General features: G+C 29.0%; 18 protein-coding genes. 6 read left to right on the top strand and 12 right to left on the bottom strand.

Features of this window, described 5'->3' with window-relative positions:
• Positions 1-39: 39 nt before the first annotated feature.
• The 9 genes from PTZ02_RS03005 to PTZ02_RS02965 form a co-directional block, all read right to left on the bottom strand.
• Entirely contained in the window at positions 40-180 is a 141-nt protein-coding gene (locus PTZ02_RS03005) for a hypothetical protein (RefSeq protein ID WP_202767480.1), read from the bottom strand.
• A gap of 162 nt (positions 181-342) precedes the next feature.
• Positions 343-882: a hypothetical protein gene (locus PTZ02_RS03000; protein ID WP_274226338.1), complete on the bottom strand. Its 540-nt coding sequence runs from the start codon at positions 880-882 to the stop codon at positions 343-345.
• Between the two features lie 112 nt (positions 883-994).
• The gene (locus PTZ02_RS02995) at positions 995-1,438 is read right to left on the bottom strand and encodes a hypothetical protein (protein ID WP_274226337.1); all 444 of its coding nucleotides are present in this window, start codon (positions 1,436-1,438) and stop codon (positions 995-997) included.
• Positions 1,439-1,634: 196 nt separating this feature from the next.
• Complete coding sequence (locus PTZ02_RS02990) at positions 1,635-2,414, bottom strand: serine hydrolase (RefSeq protein WP_274226336.1); 780 nt, start codon at positions 2,412-2,414, stop codon at positions 1,635-1,637.
• Between the two features lie 235 nt (positions 2,415-2,649).
• A complete protein-coding gene (locus PTZ02_RS02985) occupies positions 2,650-3,747 on the bottom strand; it encodes a 6-phosphofructokinase (RefSeq protein ID WP_202767484.1) in 1,098 nt (365 codons plus the stop codon).
• A gap of 354 nt (positions 3,748-4,101) precedes the next feature.
• Complete coding sequence (locus tag PTZ02_RS02980) at positions 4,102-4,518, bottom strand: hypothetical protein (protein WP_274226335.1); 417 nt, start codon at positions 4,516-4,518, stop codon at positions 4,102-4,104.
• 178 nt (positions 4,519-4,696) lie between these two features.
• The gene (locus tag PTZ02_RS02975; RefSeq protein WP_274226334.1) at positions 4,697-5,572 is read right to left on the bottom strand and encodes an undecaprenyl-diphosphate phosphatase; all 876 of its coding nucleotides are present in this window, start codon (positions 5,570-5,572) and stop codon (positions 4,697-4,699) included.
• Between the two features lie 190 nt (positions 5,573-5,762).
• The gene (manA, locus tag PTZ02_RS02970) at positions 5,763-6,740 is read right to left on the bottom strand and encodes a mannose-6-phosphate isomerase, class I (protein WP_274226333.1); all 978 of its coding nucleotides are present in this window, start codon (positions 6,738-6,740) and stop codon (positions 5,763-5,765) included.
• Between the two features lie 218 nt (positions 6,741-6,958).
• Positions 6,959-8,812: a tetratricopeptide repeat protein gene (locus PTZ02_RS02965; protein ID WP_274226332.1), complete on the bottom strand. Its 1,854-nt coding sequence runs from the start codon at positions 8,810-8,812 to the stop codon at positions 6,959-6,961.
• 146 nt (positions 8,813-8,958) lie between these two features.
• Here PTZ02_RS02965 and PTZ02_RS02960 point away from each other — a divergent pair, with 146 nt between their 5' ends.
• From PTZ02_RS02960 to PTZ02_RS02945, 4 genes are all read left to right on the top strand, one after another.
• Positions 8,959-9,759 carry a hypothetical protein gene (locus PTZ02_RS02960; protein ID WP_274226331.1) on the top strand — a complete coding sequence of 267 codons (801 nt, stop codon included), beginning with the start codon at positions 8,959-8,961 and terminating at the stop codon, positions 9,757-9,759.
• Positions 9,760-9,878: 119 nt separating this feature from the next.
• On the top strand, positions 9,879-11,234 hold the full coding sequence (locus tag PTZ02_RS02955) for a Mur ligase family protein (RefSeq protein WP_274226330.1): 1,356 nt from the start codon (positions 9,879-9,881) through the stop codon (positions 11,232-11,234).
• 12 nt (positions 11,235-11,246) lie between these two features.
• On the top strand, positions 11,247-11,972 hold the full coding sequence (locus PTZ02_RS02950) for a type 1 glutamine amidotransferase (RefSeq protein ID WP_274226329.1): 726 nt from the start codon (positions 11,247-11,249) through the stop codon (positions 11,970-11,972).
• A 20-nt stretch (positions 11,973-11,992) separates the two neighbouring features.
• Positions 11,993-12,895, top strand: coding sequence for a DMT family transporter (locus tag PTZ02_RS02945; RefSeq protein WP_274226328.1), 903 nt, complete (start codon positions 11,993-11,995; stop codon positions 12,893-12,895).
• A 27-nt stretch (positions 12,896-12,922) separates the two neighbouring features.
• Here PTZ02_RS02945 and PTZ02_RS02940 read toward each other — a convergent pair whose 3' ends face one another.
• Positions 12,923-13,534 carry an NUDIX hydrolase gene (locus PTZ02_RS02940; RefSeq protein WP_274226327.1) on the bottom strand — a complete coding sequence of 204 codons (612 nt, stop codon included), beginning with the start codon at positions 13,532-13,534 and terminating at the stop codon, positions 12,923-12,925.
• Positions 13,535-13,669: 135 nt separating this feature from the next.
• Between PTZ02_RS02940 and PTZ02_RS02935 the strand changes: the two genes are divergently transcribed.
• The gene (locus PTZ02_RS02935; protein WP_274226326.1) at positions 13,670-14,929 is read left to right on the top strand and encodes a D-alanyl-D-alanine carboxypeptidase family protein; all 1,260 of its coding nucleotides are present in this window, start codon (positions 13,670-13,672) and stop codon (positions 14,927-14,929) included.
• A gap of 49 nt (positions 14,930-14,978) precedes the next feature.
• Here the strand turns inward: PTZ02_RS02935 and ppaX are convergent, their stop codons facing one another.
• Together ppaX and PTZ02_RS02925 are read right to left on the bottom strand one after the other, a co-directional pair.
• Entirely contained in the window at positions 14,979-15,632 is a 654-nt protein-coding gene (ppaX, locus tag PTZ02_RS02930; protein WP_274226325.1) for a pyrophosphatase PpaX, read from the bottom strand.
• Positions 15,633-15,791: 159 nt separating this feature from the next.
• Complete coding sequence (locus tag PTZ02_RS02925; protein ID WP_274226324.1) at positions 15,792-15,965, bottom strand: aspartyl-phosphate phosphatase Spo0E family protein; 174 nt, start codon at positions 15,963-15,965, stop codon at positions 15,792-15,794.
• 153 nt (positions 15,966-16,118) lie between these two features.
• Between PTZ02_RS02925 and PTZ02_RS02920 the strand changes: the two genes are divergently transcribed.
• A complete protein-coding gene (locus tag PTZ02_RS02920) occupies positions 16,119-17,039 on the top strand; it encodes a phosphatase domain-containing putative toxin (protein ID WP_274226323.1) in 921 nt (306 codons plus the stop codon).

Here is a 17,039-nt window from a genome sequence, read left to right as displayed (position 1 = left end):
CGTATCGTCTCTCCTTCTTCTTATTTGAAAAGAAAGAGCCTATTTAGACTCTTTTCTTACTGGATTATATTTTGATCTATTTTTTTCTTCAGGATCGATATACTCATAATCACCTGATTCATTCTTCTTTAAGCCTAAGCGTGCCATTTGTTTTTTTGTTACCCTAAGTTTATTAGTCATATTAACACCCCTTAGGTATTATTATTGTCCTTAGGATATATTTTATACTCTAGAAAAATTGGCAGGCGACTAATTCCATATTTTAATATAATGCTGAAACATACTCTTAAAAATTATAGATGGATTGTCCATCTATAGTGCTCAATATAAGAAGATTGCGAATCAATATAACTTTATGCCATACTCTGATTGATGTACACTTTCCATAAACTTCTTAATTTCCTTACCGCTTCTTAAAATCACTACTTTGTTAGTATATTGATTTAGTCTAGCTTCTAAATCATCTTTCCCAGTCTCATAATTATTTAAAGCCCTAAACATAAACTTAAGCATATGTATACTAGGTGCATATAAGCATTCTTCTATTCCTAATTTTTGCTTAAAAAATCTAGTCATGACTCTCATCCTCCTGACAAATATGCTAGGTATAAGGTGTACAATCATATCAGCCGCCTCCATTCCTTCAGAAAACATCTTTCTACCAGCATCTTCAATCACCCAATGGGGTTTCATTACTGTGCTTTTGAACAATCGGTTGATTTCCTCATCAGGTCTCCTAATATTTCCCCACTCTTTATCATTCTTATCTTTTATATGTACAATACCATCAAGATGTGTGCATTCAATTCCTAATTTATTTGATAATTTTTTTGCTAAAGTTGTCTTACCACTTGCAACAGAACCAACAATATAAATTCTCATATAAAATCCCCTTTCACTAACCAAATTGCTATTTATCAGGTATTAAATAAGTATCCTTTAATTTGCAAATCAATGCTAATATTCATTAAATTATAGTTTTTAATAACACTTATTATAATGTTACATTATATTTCAATAGGATTTTCTCAAGTTCCTTGTTTTTTATTGAGAATAAGTTTCCCTTATTGGAAATTTGAAAAATATCTCCACCACAATATTCAAATGAGTCATGAGAACCATCTCTCAAATTTAAAATAATGGCCATTCCTCCATCTATTTGACCTGCGCTATTACTACGGTAAAACTCTGAAGCCAATAAATATTTTATAAAATTATCCTTTTCAGAGCCAATAAGTTCAACATTTTTAGCATTTCTTCCCCCAGTATAAAACGTAATCTTTGAAATTTCTGTATTTTCTAATTGCTTTTTCTTCTGGGTCCATTCATATCTGCTAAGGATATTGCTCCCTACGGTTGTTTTCAAACCTACTTCAACGGAACAAACGAATAGTAAAATAATCAATAAAAAGTAGATAACATATTTTTTTGTCTTCATATACTTAACTCCTTAGCATTACTGCTCAATTCACTAAAATTTTCTACTATTTTAATTATATATCATATTTATTAGCATTAATAATTTATAGCATGATGAAACTATCTTAAACAAAGAATTTTTGACGTATTTTTGACGTTTAGTATAATCCAAAAAAAATAACTCCTAGAACCTAGGAGTTATCATATCTTATGGCTTAGTGCCAATTATTCATTACATTATCCCACATCATCTTACCGCACTTAGCAAGAGTTATGGTTCCATATACGCTGTTAGGTATTTCCATTGATAATACAGTAAATACAAAGTTACCTTTTGATAATTGAATTAACTGAGTATCATTTTCTACACCCTTCTTATCACCTGTTTTAGATGATATATCGTATTTTAAATCATCTGAAATATATAAAGCAAGTTTATTCTTAATTTGTTGTCTTCTTAATATATCTACAATCATAGTGCTATTTTCTTTATTTAGATAAGTAGCATTATAAAGGTGCTTCCATATCATTGAAAGATCATAAGCTGAAGTTATATTTTCCAAATCATTCTTTTCTGTTCTTTCATCAGAAGTTTTTCTATTGAGAACTGTGTTTCTAAGTCCCATTTCTTTTATATTTTCATTAATTCTATCCATTCCTACTAAATCGATTATTTTATTTGCTGCAGTGTTATCACTTTGAATTAACATAGCAACTAATAATTCAAAAATAGTGTATTCTCTTTCTCCAAATTCATGAATTATACCAGTTCCATAAACCTTATCTTTTCCTTCTATCTTAATTTTATCTAAGAAAGTATATCTTTCATCTTCAACTGCTTTTACAAGAGATACTGCTATAGGTAACTTCATACAGCCTGCCGCAACCATTTGAACGTTTTCATTATAACTATACATATATCCAGAATGTAAATCCTCAAAATAGAAACTGTAATTACCTATTCTAGACTCTAAATATTTTTTTATCTCTTTCATAATACCCTCCAGCTTTCATTACATTATGTTTTTGTAAGATTATTATATCATATTTTCAGAAAATTTTGAAGTATTTTAATAATTTGTATATTAAGTAAATGTTTAGAGCACTAATCCCAATGGAATTAGTGCTCTCATTAAGGGTTTAAACAAAAAACTTAAATTATACTTGATAGTAAATCTCAAACTTTTCACTTACTACAACGTATTAATTAATAAGTTAACTTAACCCATATTAATCTCCAAAAGAAATACCTATCTTTCTAGCAACAGTTACAAGTTCACCATCAGGATTTACATTTTTATTTGCTCCAATTACATTTTCAAGAGTTTCACATGATATTACATCACCTTTTAAGCATACCATATTACCGAATTTACCTTCTTTAATTAGGTCTGCAGCTGCAACACCATATCTTGTTGATAGAATTCTATCAAAGGTTGATGTTGTCCCTCCTCTTTGAAGGTGTCCTAATACGGTACATCTAACTTCATTTTCCTTAATGATTTTCTCTATATCTCCTGCTAACTTGTTACCTATTCCTCCAAGTCTTATTGGATCTGGAGAATCCTCAACTATTTTAGCTACAACCACTTCTCCATCTTTTGATTTAGCTCCTTCAGCTACAACTATAATAGAGAATGGTTTTCCATGTTTCTTTCTATCTTCAATCTTTTCTACTATCTTATTAATATCATATGGAATTTCAGGTAATAAAATTACATCTGCTGATCCAGCTATTCCAGATTCTAATGCAATCCATCCTGCATTTCTTCCCATAACTTCAAGTAACATTACTCTATGATGAGATTCTGCTGTAGTATGAAGTCTATCTAAAGCTTCAGTTGCTATACTAATTGCAGTATTAAAACCAAAAGTTACATCAGTTGCTGCTAAATCATTATCAATTGTTTTAGGTACACCTATTACATTTACACCTTTTCTTGAGAAATCTCTTGCAGATGTAAGTGTTCCATCTCCTCCGATAACAACTAAAACATCAACGCCTTCTTTTTTCATGTTTTCTACCGCTACATCTGAAACATCTTTTTTAACCATCTTACCATCTTCATTAACTAAGTAATCAAAAAGATTATCTTTATTAGAGCTATACAGTATTGTTCCACCCTTATGTTCAATTCCTGAAACACTTTCTAATGTTAGTGGAACAAAATCGTTGTTGTATAAACCACGATATCCAAATTTGTAACCAATAACCTCATAACCATACTGCAAAATTGCTGTTCTTGTTACCGCTCTAATTACAGCGTTTAATCCTGGGCAATCTCCGCCTCCTGTTAGTAATGCGATTTTTTTAATTTCTTGTGACATCATAATCCTCCTCTACCCTTGCGGATTGTTCTAAAAATAATACTTTCACGGAAAGTGCTTTGATTTAACGACTTTCTAGTGCTATATTAATGCAAACGACAAGAAATGCTAAACGTTTGCAAAATATTCAGATAATTACCACAATTAAATGATATCATAATATTCAGAAAGTTAAAAGCTTTTTTTATGTTAATAAAATACAATTTTGCATTTCATATAAATATATACTTTAAAAAATAAAATTAGGATGAGTAACGTTATTTTCTTATAAATTACTCATCCCTTAGATTACTTATACGTGGTTACTCTACACTAATATTTCATGTACTTTTATAAAAATATATAACTAAATTATTACTCTACTTGTGTTAATAATCTTTTCATTATATCTTTTAGCTTCTTTTCTCCTACCTCTTCATGAGTTACTGCAATAATTAATTTAATGTCATTGTCAGACTCATCCCACTTATACGCCCTAATATCTAAAATTGATTCTTCTGGTATATATTCTTCTAAATCAGTTGCTATCTCTTCTGCTAATGTAAGATATTCTTCAAATAATTCTTCTTCACTATACTCACTTATGTTAATCTCATCATCTTCCATCATTTCTTTTAATATATCTATTGATACGCTTAGGTTTAGAGCCAAAATATCATCCCTTTTTGAACCTTTGCTCATATCCTTAACAACTTTAAATTCAGAATTTTTTTCAATTTTATCTATAGTATCTTTACTATCAATAATTTGATTACCAAATGCTATGTACATATCTTCAACTCCCAATTTTTTTTATGTTTTGAACTAAATTTATCTATTTTATTAATTATTATAACTTAAATAAATTAATATATTAATTTATTAACTAAAGCCATAACATTTAACATTATATAGGAAAATAAAAGAACTGCCAACAATTAGTCAGCAGCTCAGTTTTAATATTCATTTTTTATTTAATAATTCCTGCAAAAGCTAAACCTACTAAAACAAGTCCAACAATTATTCTATATACTGCAAATACTCTCATAGGTTTCTTCTTTAAGAAGTTAATAAACATTTCGATTACTACTAGAGCTACTAAAAATGCTACTAAAAATCCTATTGCTAAAGCAAGCCAATAAGTTGTATTCATTATTGAGAAATCAAATTTAATTAGCTTTAATAATGAGGCTCCGATCATAGCTGGTATAGCTAAGAAAAATGAAAATTCAGTAGCCACTGAAGTTGAAAGTCCCGAAATCCATCCACCCATTATTGTTGAAGCACTTCTTGACATTCCTGGCCACATAGCTAAACATTGGAAAATGCCTACCTTTATTGCTTGAGTAAAACTTATCTTATCAATATCTTTAGTTATTCTTTTACTCTTTCTTAAATTCTTTCTATAATAGTTTTCAACTAAAACAAGTAATATACCACCTACTACAAATGCGAATGATACAGTTTTAGCTGAGAACAATTTTTCTTCTATAAAATCATTAAATGTAAATCCTAAAATTATTGCAGGTATGGTACCAATTAATACAGATAACCAAAAATTAAAACCCCTTTTTGCGTCTTCCTTTCTTGTAGCTGCAAAAACAAAAAATTCAATTACAGTTGTGTAAATTTTCTTCCAATATAAAACTATAACTGCTAAAATTGCTCCCAATTGTATGACAACCTCAAACATATCAGAAAATGCTTTTGTTTCAGCCGTATTAAAGCGAATTAGTTCTCCAATTAAAATCATATGTCCTGTAGATGATATTGGTATAAATTCAGTAATACCTTCTACAATAGCTATTACAATAGCTTTAAGTATAAAAATAAAATCAATTCCCATGCGTCTACTCCTTTATGTTTACTCAAATTTCATTATAAAACCTAATTACATCAATGTCTAATTAAAATTTCCTTAAAATTTTGTTGCTATAAATTAACATATTGATTTATACTCATAAATTATTTGTTTGATTCACATAAAAAACAGTTAAAAAGCAAAAAATTATTTTAACTTTTTAACTGCAATAGTATTAGCCTCTTATATTATTAAGTATTTCTTCTTCTACTTTAGCTACATTTGGCACATATGATTTTAGCAATGTTGATTTCCCTATTATTTTATATTCACCTAGTGTTGCTGGTATAAATACCGAATCACCTTTAGAGTATTTAACAGTTCCATCTTTATATTTGATTTCTCCATTTCCTTCAGTACATGTAAATATATAAAATCTTTCCTTATCACTGCTCTCTGTAACTTCAGTTTCTAATACATATTTTTCTATAGAGAAATATGGACAAAGTGATAGGTATTCCTTTAAATAACCTTCTTCTTGTATTTTTATTCCTTTTGCATTTTTACCTGATAGGGAAAAATCAATTACATCTAGTGCTTTTTGAACATGAATTTCTCTTCCTCTATTATAATCATACACCCTATAAGTAGTATCACTATTTTGTTGTATTTCGGCAATTGTAACGCCCTCTTCTATTGCATGAACTAATCCACTTTTAACAAAATAGAAATCTCCTGGTTTAACATACACTCTATTTAAATATTTTTCTAAATCACCAGAATTTAATGCTTTTTCAAACTCTTCCTTAGTACAATCTTTAGTCCCTACTACTAGGCTAGCACCTTCCTTTGCATCAATAACATACCAAGCTTCAGTTTTTCCTAGATCTCCTTCATTTTTAAGAGCATATTCATCACCAGGGTGAACTTGAACTGATAATTTGTCATTGGCTGTTATTATTTTAATAAGTAATGGAAATCTATCCCCTTTAATCTCACTACCTATAATTTCAGCCCCTCTTTTCTTAATTAACTCTTCAAAGGTAAGGCCTTTAAATTCTCCATTTTTAACAACACCCATTCCATTTGGATGACAAGCTATATCCCAGCTTTCACCTATATTTCCTTCAGGTAAGTTATCTCTAAAGGCTTCTAATTCTCTTCCGCCCCAGATTCTATCATAATATAGATTTTCAAATATAATTGGGTACATATTAATCCTCCTTCTCAACTGTATATATAGGGTTAATATAGGAAACTTACTTTATTCTTGTTTGATTTCAGGCATTAATAAAGTATTAGTTGAACTCAAAACCCTATTATTTCAAATTAAATATATATAAGTTATTATAACATTATATCATAGAGTTTTATAAAAAAAGAATATTACTATATAAAATTATATTATATAGTAATATTCTTAATAACTTATTAATAGAATAGTGTGAAATCTGGAATCTTTATAGAATCCCCTTCACCCTTATTATAATCATCATATACTGCTTTTGCTTTAGTATAATTATCTTCTATGGCTTTCTTTGTATCTGCATCAGTAATTGAATCTCTCAATTCATATGCTGCCTTTAAATTAGCCATGCCTCTTTCTAAATCAACATTAATTGAAATATAAAAACAACCAGCATTATTTAAAGTTAGTGGGTCATTCTTATCTGCTGCATATGCATATCTGACTTCTTTAATAGCATCTGAATACTTTTCTTGATTCATATAAATAGTACCCAATGTTCTATGATATTTAGGATTTGCATCATCTAATGAAATTGCTTTCTTAAGCAATGAAATAGCATCATCAATTGAATTGCTATTTAGTTTTATTAATGCCATATTATAATATAATTCAGTATCAGTTGGCTTTACTTGAGATGCAAGACTAAAATATTCATAGGCCTTATTGCTATCTTTAGCAGTTGTCCAATAATAATTTGCTATCTTTGTCATAATGTCATAATTAAAAGGTTCTTTTAATAAAGCTGCTCTGAAATACGGTTCTGCCTCTTTATCTTTTCCTTGCTTTAACATAATATCAGGTATTAAGAAACCATAATTATCAGGATAATCCTTATTGGCTAGTATACTCTTTTGAGCGAATTCAAATGCCTTATCATAGTCCCCTTTATCATAATAGTACCATCCTGCAGTATGGTAACCTATATATGACTGACTGTTTTCACTGATAATTTCATTTAGTAATTTTTCCCCTTTTTCATTATCACCAGAATACTGATATATTTTTGCTTGAATTATTTTAACATTAATATTTCCAATATCCTTACCCTCTAATTCTGTTAGAGTTTTCTGAGCCATATCAGCTGAATCTTGAGCCATTGAATATACTTTAGCTATCCACAACTTATAACAAATCTCATTTGGCTCTTTTGAAGATCTATCTATTAATTTTTGAAGAATTAAATCTTTATTAAAGGTAGCTGCTTGAGATATTATGTCAAATACCTTAATCTCATCCTTATCCTTATACCAAGCTTCTTTTAACAAATCAAATCCTTTATCATAATCATCTAAAAGCATCTGCATCTTCGCTAAAATAGATAAATCATATGCTGAATCAGTATCCACTGGGTATTCTTTAACCATTTCACTAGCTTTATCTTTCTCTCCATTTACCATATATACCGTATACATTGTTCTCATTAATGGCTTATCTTTTCCATATTTATTTAATTCATTTTCACCTATTTCTAAAGCTTCCTTGTAATCCTTATTCATAAAATATGTGAAAACAATATAGTTTACTAACTCTCTATCTTGAGCCTCATACTTTTCTCTCTTATTCCCAACTATCTTATTTCTTTTATCCATAGCATCTTTTAGAAAACTATTGGACTTGTCCATTTCACCTTGTACTGAATAGATTTCTGCCTCTTTTACTTCCCATATAGGCCATTTATCATCATCCTGCAATTTTTGGTACTCACTTAGGGACTTATCAAAATCTCCTTGATAGAAAAGCATTTCAGCTTTATTATTAGCAATTAAAGTATGATTTTTCTTTAAAGCCGTACTTATCGAAAAAACTATGATTAAAGCCATCATAAAGAAAAAATTCATTACAACAGTTGGATGGAGTATACTCCATTTTTCACTTAATGCTTTATATCTCTTAAGAAATGGATCTATTTTAACCTTTAACTTCTCATACAAAGTTAAACTTTTTTCTTTCACTTTTTTAGCATTTTCTATTAGCTTATTTTTCATGGGCTCTCCATTTTTCTTAAGCTTGTTCAATAATTCTTTAATTTTTCCCATTTTTCCTCCTAATTATCCCCTCTTTGTTATAAATAAATTCTATCAAAACCTAAATTAAAAATCTATAATATGCTATACTTAAATTATATTTAAATATAGATGAATTTTTAAAAGCATTATATATATTAACATAAAAGGAGCCAAATATGAACCTAAAAATTAAACCTTCATTACTAATTATAATTTTTTCAGTAGGAATAATTGTAGGTATTATCACTATTTCGAATGGAAACTTCGAGAAAATATATAACAATTCTCCAAGCTATACCAATTCCCCAGCAAATAATGATACTATTAAGGATTCTATAGTTGAAGTGCCGCTTAACATAATTCCATTACAAGATACATTTTTACAAAATAAAGATTTTAAAGATAAAACTGAAAAAAATGGAGTAAACTTGTCAATAATAAATAAAGAAAGTCAAAACTCTGTATCATTGATTAACTCCTATAAAAATAGATTTGAATTTATCCCGGATTTAAATAATGCCGTTTCTAACACAATTCTAAATGTTCAAAGTAAAAAAATATATATATCTTATATTTTTTCAAGTGAAAAACCACTTACATATACTATATCAAATATTCCTTACTTATCAAAAGGAACTTTTAATATTGCAATAATTAATTCAAAAGAATACACTGCTTCTATTGAAAAAACATTAATTGATAAACATTTCAATATTATCATTATTGAATCTGATACAGAAGCTTCAAGTAAAGTAATGGATAAAACTTTAATAATAAACAACCCAAAAAGTGAACGATTTATTTACGGCTTAAGTTTGGTTTATTCTAAGGATACTCCTATTGCTTATGGCCTTAAGTTAATTTTCAATAAAATATCCTATAATGAAAGAAAAGCAGCAATTAGCACTTTTAATTCAAAGGCTCAAAACTTACCTTTTTATGCTAAAGAAAACTTTAATTATATAGATTTAGATTGATAAAATATCATATTTAGTGTATAAAAAGGAGGGGAATTTTTTTCTTTTTAAAATCAAAAGGGTATTATTAAAAATTTCCTATTAAAATATTTAGTTATAAGTTACATAATTTTAAGGTGGTGGACAAAATTAGTATTAAATCTTTTTTAAGTATAATCGCAGGAAAAACAACTATATTTTTATCAAGGCATTTATTTAAAGGTGGTAGTAACTTTCCTGGAAAAGTTGCCTTAAAACTTGATAAAAAGATTTTAAAAAAAGTTTCAGAAAACTATAGAGTAATTTTAGTAACAGGTACAAATGGCAAAACTACAACTACCTCGATGATAGCAAATAGTTTGAAAAATAATGGATTAGATATAATAACCAATGCAACAGGAGCAAATCTTCATACAGGTATCGTAGCTTGTTTTATTGAGAATTTTAAATTCTTCTCTAAAACTCAAAGATATGCTGTTATTGAAGTGGACGAGGCTAACTTAAAGTTTATTACTGAAGATATTGTTCCAGAAATTATTACAATTACTAATTTGTTTAGAGATCAATTAGATAGATATGGTGAAGTTTATACAACTTTAGAAAAGATATTAGAAGGTATTAAAAAAGTACCTGAAACAAAGCTTATTTTAAATGGTGACGAATCATTGCTTGGTGGATTAAAGCTTAAAAACCCAATGTATTACTACGGATTTAGTACTTCAATTAATGATAATAAAGAAATTGAAATTAATGCTGATGCTAAGTTCTGCAAGTTTTGTAAAACTCCTTACTCCTATAACTTTATAACCTATAATCACTTAGGCGATTATTATTGCGAAGGATGCGGGTTTAAGAGAGATGAATTAAAATACTACGTTGACAACATAATTGACTTAACTCCAGAAAGTTCAAGTGTAACTATTAATGGAAGAGCATTAAATATTAACCAAGCTGGTGTTTATAATATTTATAATGCACTTTGCTCATATGCAATATCAAAAGAATTAGATCTTGAGGAAGATAAAATTATCGAATCCTTAGAGAAACAATCTTCTAGCTTTGGAAGACAAGAAATACTTTCAATTGAAGGTAAGAAAGTGAAAATAATTCTTGTTAAAAATCCTGCAGGGTTTAATCAAGCTATTGATACCCTTTGTTTAAATAAAGAATCTTTTTCAACTGCCTTTTTATTAAATGACAATTATGCAGATGGAAGAGATGTATCTTGGATTTGGGACGTAGATTTTGAAAAACTTAAGGATTTGCATATACAAGATGTATTTATATCAGGAATAAGAATGTATGATATGGCTATTAGACTTAAAATTGCTGGGTTAAACGAGAATTCTTTTATAATTAAGCAAGAGTACAAGGATTTAACTGATTCAATTATTAATAGCGAAAATAATAATGTATATGTACTCGCAACTTATACAGCAATGATTAACTATAGAAAATATCTTCACTCAAAAGGATATATAAAGGAACTATGGTAGGAGGAATTTTAAATGGAAATTAATATATGTCATTTATATCCTGATTTATTAAATGTTTATGGAGATTTAGGAAATATACTTGTGCTTAAATATAGATCTGAACAAAGAGGAATAAAAGTTAATATTACAAACTTGTCTCTTGGTGATAAATTTAATAGAAATGACTTTGATATTGTATTCTTTGGTGGTGGACAGGACTACGAACAATCTATAGTATCCGATGATTTAAAACTAAATAAAGGATATGAAATACAAGAATATATAGAACGTGGTAAAGTATTTCTTTCAATTTGCGGTGGATATCAACTTTTGGGTAAGTATTACACTTCTCCAAAAGGAGAAAAGCTAGAGGGATTAAATATATTAGATTTATATACTACAGGAGGAAGTACTAGATTTATAGGAAATACCATGATCAAAAATGAAGATTTCAACGAAACATATGTAGGCTTCGAAAATCATTCTGGAAGAACCTATTTAGGAGAAGATTTGAAACCTCTAGGTAAATGTATCGTTGGTTATGGTAATAATGGTGAAGATGGGAATGAAGGATGTATTTATAAAAATACCTATGGGACTTACTTCCACGGACCTTTTCTTACAAAGAATCCTGAATTTGCAGATAGATTAATTCAAACTGCTTTAACAAATAAAGGATATGATTATATACTTGCTCCTCTTGATGATACCCTAGAGCTTAATGCTAAGGAATCTGTAATTAATACTTTAAGCAAATAACAATTTGAAGGGATATAACCATGAAAATTAATAATAAAGTATACAGTATATCTTTATTACTAGTTGCAGCTTTTTGGGGATTTGGATTTGTAGCTTCTAAAGAAGCTTTAAATTCCTTTCCCCCTTTTGTTTTAACTTCTATAAGATTTACTGTTTCCGGATTAGTTTTACTTATAATCTTTATTAAACGCTTTAAAAACTTAACGAGAAAATCCCTTGGTTCAGGAATATTACTTGGATTTTTTCTTTTTTTAGGTTTTTCAACTCAAACTGTTGGTTTGGTTTATACAACTGCCTCTAAAAATGCATTTATAACTGGATTAAATGTTGTAATTGTACCTTTTTTAGCTTGGATGATATTTAAGGACAAGTTAGAAAAAATTTCCGTATTTTCAGCAATACTTGCTTTTTTAGGTATTTTCCTGTTAACTTGGGACGGTTCTTCACTTTTATTTAATTTCGGAGATACACTTACCTTGTTTTGTGCATTATTTTTTGCTATGCATATCGCTTTTGTTGGTGTATTCTCAAAAAAATATGATCCTATTTTGCTAACAATAATTCAATTTTTAGTAACAGGATTTTTGGCTTTAATTTGCTCTATTAAATTCGAAAACTTTTCTGAAATAAATATAAATAACTCTTTAGTTTCATTAGGCTATTTAACTTTTATTTCAACTTTATTAGCATTCCTATTGCAAAATATTGCTCAAAAGCATACCAAACCATCTCAGGCAGCATTGATACTATGTACTGAATCATTATTTGGCCCATTATTTTCTTCATTAGTCCTAAATGAAACACTAACTATTCAAATGATACTTGGGGGAGCAATCTTATTTCTATCTATAATAATTTGTGAAACTAAGCTTTCATTTTTACCTCTCCCATTTAGAAAAGAAAATTCCAACACTAGTATTTAAATTAAAATGTATTCACTTAAAAGGGGATTATTTATCCCCTTTTATTATTTTTATAAATTCATAAATAATTCTTGCAGTGTGACCCCATACTACTACATCCTCATATTTATAAAAATGAGTAGCATATTTTATTTTTGAAAAATTATATTCCTTCCCTCCTCTTATTAAATGGAACGGGAACTCTTCTCCCCTTTCCACTGTAAGTTCATCTTCGTGAATTAATGGTGTATTATTAATAAAATACTTAAGTGGAATTTTTATCATTGAATCCACCTCGTCCTTATTAAAATCTTCAGATAAGTTCTTGAGTCTTCCTACATAGGGATACATTATAAGAGAAAATGGGGTAACTAAGTAATCCATTTGACCTATAATTTCAATATCTGATTCTTTTACGCAAAGCTCTTCTATTAATTCTCTTACTGCAGCTTCCTTTGGATTCTCGCCTAGTTCTATCTTTCCTCCAGGTAAACAAATATCTCCTGGTTGATGTTTTAGTTTGAAAGAACGTCTTTCAAATATTATATATGTTATTCCTTCTTCCTCATATAAAGGTATAACGACCGAACTTCTTTTATACTTCCCAATCTTTCTTGGCTTTCTATCTTTAAATATCCCTTCAATTTGTTTACAATTCATTATCAAAACTCCTTTTCACAGGTTTTATAGTTGTTATTATACTACAATGATGATATACTTATTAAGGCTAAAAAGGATTACAACTAATTTATTTTGTTGTAAAAAATTATATGAGAAGATTTGGAGAGATGTATTTTGAAACGTAGAACATTATTATCAACACTTGCAATTACTTTATCCTTAACATTTATATCTCCTTTCGCACTAAAGAGTCAAGCAGCTGAAAAATCCTCAGCTCCTTCAGTCGCTGCGAAAGCTGCTATTACTATAGATTATGAAACTGGTGAAATTATTTACGCAAAAGATGTAGACGCAAAAAAGTATCCAGCTAGTACTACAAAACTTATGACCTCTTTACTTTTTGCTGAGAATAAAACTAAAAATGATACTATAGACTATACAGAAGAAGCAAAGAAGCAGCCAGCATATTCATTAAATACAAACATGCAACCTATACCTGTAGGTGAAACAATGACTGCTGATGATGTTATGAAGGCACTTTTACTTTATTCTGCTAATGATTCAGCCTATATGATTGCAGATGCCGTAGGCGGAGATTCTAAAAGTTTTGCAGACATGATGAATAAAAAAGCTCAAGAACTTAACATGAAGGATACACATTTTGTTACACCAAACGGATTACATGACGAAGATCATTATACTACTGCATATGACCTTTCAACATTAGGAAAAGCTGCTTACCATAATGATTGGGTAAGAGAAATAATGGGAACAGATAAATCAACTATAACCATAAATAAAACTGCTACTTTTAATATTGAAAATAGAAATGAAAACTTAGGAAAAGATGGCTGTATAGGTGGTAAAACTGGCTATACTCAACAAGCTGGTAGATGTTTAGTTGCACTTTATGAAAGAAATGGTAGAAAGATAATAGGAGTTGTTCTTGATTCTACAAAGGACGAGCATAGTACACAAGTTTTCAAAGATATGAAATCTATAATTGATTATAGTTACGATGCAACTCAAAAAACATTACTTAAAGCAGGCACTGAAGTTGGTAAAGTTACTCTAGATTATAAAGCATTTAAATTCTTTGGTCCTAAGAAGACTCTAGAAGTTCCTGTAACTTTAGATAAAGATGTCACTGCATACTCAAATTATGTAAATGATAAAGAAGGTAAAATAGCTGTAAACACAGAAGGAAAAGATGCTTGGTCTCTTGCATCAAATAACGATACTAAGCTAAACTTTTCAGTTAGGGAGTATAAAGCTGATTACACTGGCAGTGTAAATGTAAAACTAACTCAGTTATTAAAAGCTAACATAGTATTATACGTCATCACTTTAGTAGGAATAGTTGTAATATTAACTTTAGTTTATCTAATTGCAACTGCAAGAAAAAGATCTAGACGTAGAAGAAGAAGATATTAAAATTTTTTAAAATATAAACCGCAAATACATATGTATTTGCGGTTTGTTTTTATGCTATATTTTCTTTTAGTTCTTTCAATATTTGAATCACATCCATTGGCTCATCTATAAAATAGTCTGGAGAAGCTTGTTTAAGTTCATCTAATGGAATTGCTGTGTATTTTACACCTATTGTCTTACATCCAGCACCTTTACCACATAAAATATCATATGTTGCATCCCCAACCATGATAGCCTCACTTGGCTTGATATTTAAAACTTCACATGCCTTTAAGGCAGGCTCTGCATCCGGCTTATGTTTTTCAGTCGATTCAGGTGTTATTATTACATCCATTAAATTTAAGATTCCTGATATCTCCATGCCTCTTTTTGCAAGAGATGCCCTTTTAGATGTTACTATTCCAGTCTTTATCCCCATATCCTTTAGCTGAATTAGCATCTCCTTTACACCTTCAAAAGCATTGCACATATTATCATGATTACTTTCATTGTAATCTCTATAAGTCTTAACTAAATCATCAACTCTTTCCTCTGAATATTGTCCTAAGGTCTGAACTAATGGTCTTCCAAATAACATTGCTATTTCCTCCTCTGGAGGTTCAATATCTAATATTTCTTTAAATGCTTTTTTAAAGGAATCCATAATAAGTTTATTTGTATCAATAAGTGTACCGTCTAAATCAAATAATACTGCTCTAATCATAACTTCACTCCTAACTTTAATTCTAAGTATATGATAATATGTTTAATTAAAATAGGCAAGTTATTGGGTTTTTTATAGGAAACTTAACTTTAAACCCTATTATAGTGTTTTTTGTGAAGGAGATGGTACAAATACCACCTCCCCCATTTTCACTTCCTTTTAAGCGTCGTCAGTTTGTCTTATGATAGCTTCATAATCATTTAGTTTGCTATCTAGCAGCTGACTTACTTCAACCAATTCTGGATCAAAGATCTCATCTTTTTCGTCAAGAAGATTAATCATTTGACTTCTTAAGTCTTCAATTGCCACTAGAACTTCTTCCAGATTTGACATAATACCCCACCTCCTTCAATAAAACATTATACTATTTGGAGTATTTTGTCAGTTTATGGTGTCTAAAATAATTTTTATAAATCCGTATAAAATGCATTAAAATTATAAAAACTTAATTGTGATAAACAAATTTTTATATAACGAGGTATACAAATGATGAGAAAAATATTAAAATTCAGCACTTTATTATTAATGATTTTAATTCTTACAATTTCAAGTCCTATTAATGCTTTAACTAGGACAAATACTGATGTTCAAGCACAAGATGATGAAGTTCATCTTGTCTTAGATGCTCTTAATTCCTCAAATCTTCCTAAACACTTCCGTAAGACTACAGATAAAATTGATATTAAGGATAGTAAAATTCTTAATTTAAATGGTTTAGAAAATCTAAATGTCTCAGGAAGCTCACAATTTACAGAACACTCATTAAAGACTATAAAAGATGCCCTAGATACTAAAAAGAAAATTATAGTTATAGATCTAAGGGAAGAATCTCACGGCTTTATCGATGGAAATGCTATTAGCTTTAAAAACAAATATAACAATGCAAATCATGGATTGACAAGAAGAGAAGTTATCGCCAAAGAAAAGAAAGACTTAAAAAGCATTCCTAAAAATGAATTTGTAACCTTCTATAATAAGCCCCAAACCACATTAACCCCGAACAAGGTGTATAACGAAGAAAAGTTGGTTAATAGTCTTGGTATGAAGTATAAGAGAATTCCAGTTACCGATGGTAGTATTCCTACAAATGAGGCAGTAGATTACTTCGTTAAAGAAATAAATTCACTTTCTAAAGATAAATGGATTCATTTTCACTGTAAAGAAGGGATAGGCAGAACCACAACATTTATGATAATGTTCGATTCCATGAAAAACTATAAAGATGTTAAACTTGAAGATATCATAAAGAGACAAATACTTCTCTCTGGAATTTCAACTGAAAGTATTCAGCACTTTTATACAGAAAGACGTATAAACTTTCTAACTACCTTTTATGAATATTGCACTGAAAATGGAGATAAATATAAAATTAAATTTTCAGATTGGGCAAAGGAAAAAGGGTATTAA

This window comes from Clostridium sp. 'White wine YQ' (assembly GCF_028728205.1).
GTDB lineage: Bacteria > Bacillota > Clostridia > Clostridiales > Clostridiaceae > Clostridium_T.
The sequence above is the reverse complement of the archived record's forward strand: the minus strand, read 5'-3'. Positions and strand labels throughout refer to the sequence as shown.

Bases quoted from the DNA above. Each gene is read 5' to 3' on its own strand.
- PTZ02_RS02940 (WP_274226327.1), bottom strand. From the start codon at position 13,534: ATGAATTGTAAACAAATTGAAGGGATATTTAAAGATAGAAAGCCAAGA.
- PTZ02_RS02990 (WP_274226336.1), bottom strand. From the start codon at position 2,414: ATGAAAGAGATAAAAAAATATTTAGAGTCTAGAATAGGTAATTACAGT.
- PTZ02_RS02920 (WP_274226323.1), top strand. From the start codon at position 16,119: ATGATGAGAAAAATATTAAAATTCAGCACTTTATTATTAATGATTTTA.
- PTZ02_RS02925 (WP_274226324.1), bottom strand. From the start codon at position 15,965: ATGTCAAATCTGGAAGAAGTTCTAGTGGCAATTGAAGACTTAAGAAGT.
- PTZ02_RS02945 (WP_274226328.1), top strand. From the start codon at position 11,993: ATGAAAATTAATAATAAAGTATACAGTATATCTTTATTACTAGTTGCA.
- PTZ02_RS02950 (WP_274226329.1), top strand. From the start codon at position 11,247: ATGGAAATTAATATATGTCATTTATATCCTGATTTATTAAATGTTTAT.
- PTZ02_RS03005 (WP_202767480.1), bottom strand. From the start codon at position 180: ATGACTAATAAACTTAGGGTAACAAAAAAACAAATGGCACGCTTAGGC.
- PTZ02_RS02980 (WP_274226335.1), bottom strand. From the start codon at position 4,518: ATGTACATAGCATTTGGTAATCAAATTATTGATAGTAAAGATACTATA.
- ppaX (WP_274226325.1), bottom strand. From the start codon at position 15,632: ATGATTAGAGCAGTATTATTTGATTTAGACGGTACACTTATTGATACA.
- PTZ02_RS02965 (WP_274226332.1), bottom strand. From the start codon at position 8,812: ATGGGAAAAATTAAAGAATTATTGAACAAGCTTAAGAAAAATGGAGAG.
- PTZ02_RS02995 (WP_274226337.1), bottom strand. From the start codon at position 1,438: ATGAAGACAAAAAAATATGTTATCTACTTTTTATTGATTATTTTACTA.
- PTZ02_RS03000 (WP_274226338.1), bottom strand. From the start codon at position 882: ATGAGAATTTATATTGTTGGTTCTGTTGCAAGTGGTAAGACAACTTTA.
- PTZ02_RS02975 (WP_274226334.1), bottom strand. From the start codon at position 5,572: ATGGGAATTGATTTTATTTTTATACTTAAAGCTATTGTAATAGCTATT.
- PTZ02_RS02960 (WP_274226331.1), top strand. From the start codon at position 8,959: ATGAACCTAAAAATTAAACCTTCATTACTAATTATAATTTTTTCAGTA.
- PTZ02_RS02985 (WP_202767484.1), bottom strand. From the start codon at position 3,747: ATGTCACAAGAAATTAAAAAAATCGCATTACTAACAGGAGGCGGAGAT.
- manA (WP_274226333.1), bottom strand. From the start codon at position 6,740: ATGTACCCAATTATATTTGAAAATCTATATTATGATAGAATCTGGGGC.